Source organism: Microbacterium sp. P2_F9 (assembly GCF_056403635.1).
Genome location: NZ_JBFUFC010000323.1, coordinates 1 through 2,552 on the forward strand (window position 1 = coordinate 1; position 2,552 = coordinate 2,552).

The window sequence follows — 2,552 nt, forward strand, 5'->3', positions numbered from 1 at the left end:
ATCTCGCGGCGTCGTTCCTCATCAACCTGCTCACGCTCACCGCCGAGATCGGCGGCATCGCGCTCGCCCTGCAGCTCGCCGCGGGAGTGGGCCCGATGCTGTGGATTCCGGTCGCGCTGTTCGGGGTGTGGATCGTCATCTGGCGGACGAAGTTCAGCACGATGGAGAACGTCGCTGGGCTGCTCGGGCTGACCCTGATCGTGTTCGTCGTCGCCCTCTTCCTGCTCAAGCCGGATTGGGGGCAGCTCGCGAGCGGCGCCACGCAGCCGTGGGTCGCGGCATCCGACAGCCCGCTCTCGTACTGGTACTTCGCGGTCGCGCTGTTCGGCGCGGCGATGACGCCCTACGAGGTGTTCTTCTTCTCCTCGGGCGCCGTGGAGGAGAAGTGGACGCGCAAGGACCTCGGCACCGAGCGGGCCAACGTGTTCGTCGGCTTCCCCCTCGGCGGCATCCTGTCACTCGCCATCGCCGGGTGCGCCGCCGTCGTCCTGCTGCCGCAGGCGATCGAGGTGACGAGCCTGTCGCAGGTCGTGCTGCCGGTGGCGCAAGCCGGCGGCCAGCTCGCCCTCGCGTTCGTGATCGTCGGCATCCTCGCCGCGACCTTCGGCGCCGCGCTGGAGACCACACTTTCCAGCGGCTACACGCTCGCGCAGTTCTTCGGGTGGAGCTGGGGCAAGTTCCGCAAGCCGGCGCAGGCCGCGCGCTTCCACGTGGCGATGATCGTGTGCCTGCTGATCGGCGGGGGAGTGCTCGCGACCGGCGTCGATCCGATCACGGTCACCGAGCTCTCGGTCGTCTTCTCCGCGGTCGCGCTGCCGCTCACGTACTTCCCGATCCTCGTGGTCGCCAACGATCCGCAGTACATGGGCGACGACGTCAACGGGCGCATCCGAAACGGGCTCGGCATCGGGTTCCTCGTCATCATCCTGATCGCCGCGTTCGCGGCCATCCCCCTGCTGATCGCCTCCGGAATGGGGTCGTCATGACGCGCGCGACGAAGCCGCAGCATCCGCTCGAGTGGTACCGCGACCCGGACGGGCGCGGCGTGGACGCCCAGCTGCATCTGCTGGACCGGCAGATGATCGACCGGGACGGGGTGCCGGTGAGCACCGTCGACGATGTCGAGCTGGCGGGTGTCGAGCTCGGCGAGCCCGTCGACCACACCGGTCCGCCGACGGTCGCGGCCCTGCTCGTCGGGGCCGCCGTGCTGCCGCGCATCTTCGGCGGGCACATGCCGCGGTCGCGCTGGGACCGCATCCCATGGCAGGACGTCACGCGACTGCACACGACAGTGGAGCTGAACGTCCGCGCCGATGACCTGGATGCCACGTGGCTCGAGCGCTGGTTCCGCGAGGTGGTCATCGCCCGCATCCCGGGAGGCCGTCATGCTCCTGAGTGACCTGCTGGATCGGCCCGTGCACGCGCCCGGGGGCGCAGAGCTCGGCCGTGTGGTCGATGTGCGCTTCCGTCGCGGCGCGCGCCAGGGTCGCCGGGAGGGCGACCTCGAGCTGATCGCCCTCATCGTCAGCCCGCACAGCCGGCTCTCCTACTACGGCTACGAACGGGGCACGGTGAACGGCCCGGCCGTGATCGCCGCGATCGTGCGCTGGCTGCACCGCGACTCGCACATCGTGCCGTGGGAGTGCGTCGCCCAGGTCGACGACGACGGTGTGGTCCTCGGCGTCACGCCCGCCGCGGATTCCGCTCGATCCGAAACGGCCGATCGACGGCTGAGCGTCGACTTCGATCTCAGAGCAGCGCCTTGGCGGCGTCGATGAACCGGAGGCAGTCGTCCAGGCCGTCGGTCGGGGTGATCACCCGCAGCACGACCTCGTCGACCGCCGCACGGTAGCTCGCCAGACGCTCGTCGACCGGGTGCGCGCTCGCGTCGAGGACGGTCTCCGCGGCGACCGCTCCCTGCCGCGCGAAGTTCGCTCCGTAGGAGGGGATCGCCGCATACCGCCGCATCTCCGCGTCCATTCGGTCGCGCGCTGACGGGTCGAGCGCCGTGCGCACATAGAGAGCGATATGCGCAGCGGATGCCGCGGCCCGAGCCTGGGCGGCCTGCTCCGCTGCGACATCCGGCCTGAGCCAGCTGAGCAGCACGCCGTCGGACCGCTCGATCGCGAGCCGCCGCATCTTCGGCCCCACCGCGCCGACGACGATCCGCGCGGTGAGCCYGTCGCGAAGCTCGGTCGCGGCGTCGCCGACGAGCTGGAGCGCGCCGACGGTGGCCCCGCCCGCGCCGATGCCGAGCATGAGGCGCTCCTGCGGCAGCCCCAGTTCGGCGACGGTCGCGGCGATCTGGTCGGCGGATCGACGATCGACCGGGATCACTCCGGCCGCGAGGGTCAGGCGCGTCGTGGACCGGGCGGCGGCCGCGAGCACCGCGAGCGAGTCGGCGCCCGGGATGTCGTTCACCCAGATGGCGTGGAAGCCGGCCTCCTCGATGGCGGGGGCCAGCTGCCCGACCAGCTCGGGGCCGATCGCCGCGCCCACCCCGATCGACACCACAGCGCGTTCACTCATCGTCCCAGCATGCACCCCACAAC

4 protein-coding genes are annotated in these 2,552 nt (G+C 71.0%); 3 read left to right on the forward strand and 1 reads right to left on the reverse strand.

Translation table 11 applies throughout. From position 1 onward, the window contains the following. The 3 genes from AC1DVT_RS19465 to AC1DVT_RS19475 form a co-directional block, all read left to right on the forward strand. Positions 1-986, forward strand: a 986-nt coding sequence (locus tag AC1DVT_RS19465) for an NRAMP family divalent metal transporter (RefSeq protein WP_477390960.1), incomplete at its 5' end; no start/stop codon positions are given. Continuing rightward, on the forward strand, positions 983-1,399 hold the full coding sequence (locus tag AC1DVT_RS19470) for a hypothetical protein (RefSeq protein WP_477390962.1): 417 nt from the start codon (positions 983-985) through the stop codon (positions 1,397-1,399). The genes AC1DVT_RS19465 and AC1DVT_RS19470, both read left to right, overlap by 4 nt. After that, positions 1,386-1,778: a PRC-barrel domain-containing protein gene (locus tag AC1DVT_RS19475; RefSeq protein WP_477390964.1), complete on the forward strand. Its 393-nt coding sequence runs from the start codon at positions 1,386-1,388 to the stop codon at positions 1,776-1,778. Before AC1DVT_RS19470 ends, AC1DVT_RS19475 begins: the two co-directional genes overlap by 14 nt. Here AC1DVT_RS19475 and AC1DVT_RS19480 read toward each other — a convergent pair. Then, positions 1,750-2,529, reverse strand: coding sequence for an LLM class flavin-dependent oxidoreductase (locus tag AC1DVT_RS19480; protein ID WP_477390966.1), 780 nt, complete (start codon positions 2,527-2,529; stop codon positions 1,750-1,752). The genes AC1DVT_RS19475 and AC1DVT_RS19480 overlap by 29 nt on opposite strands. Positions 2,530-2,552: the final 23 nt, after the last annotated feature.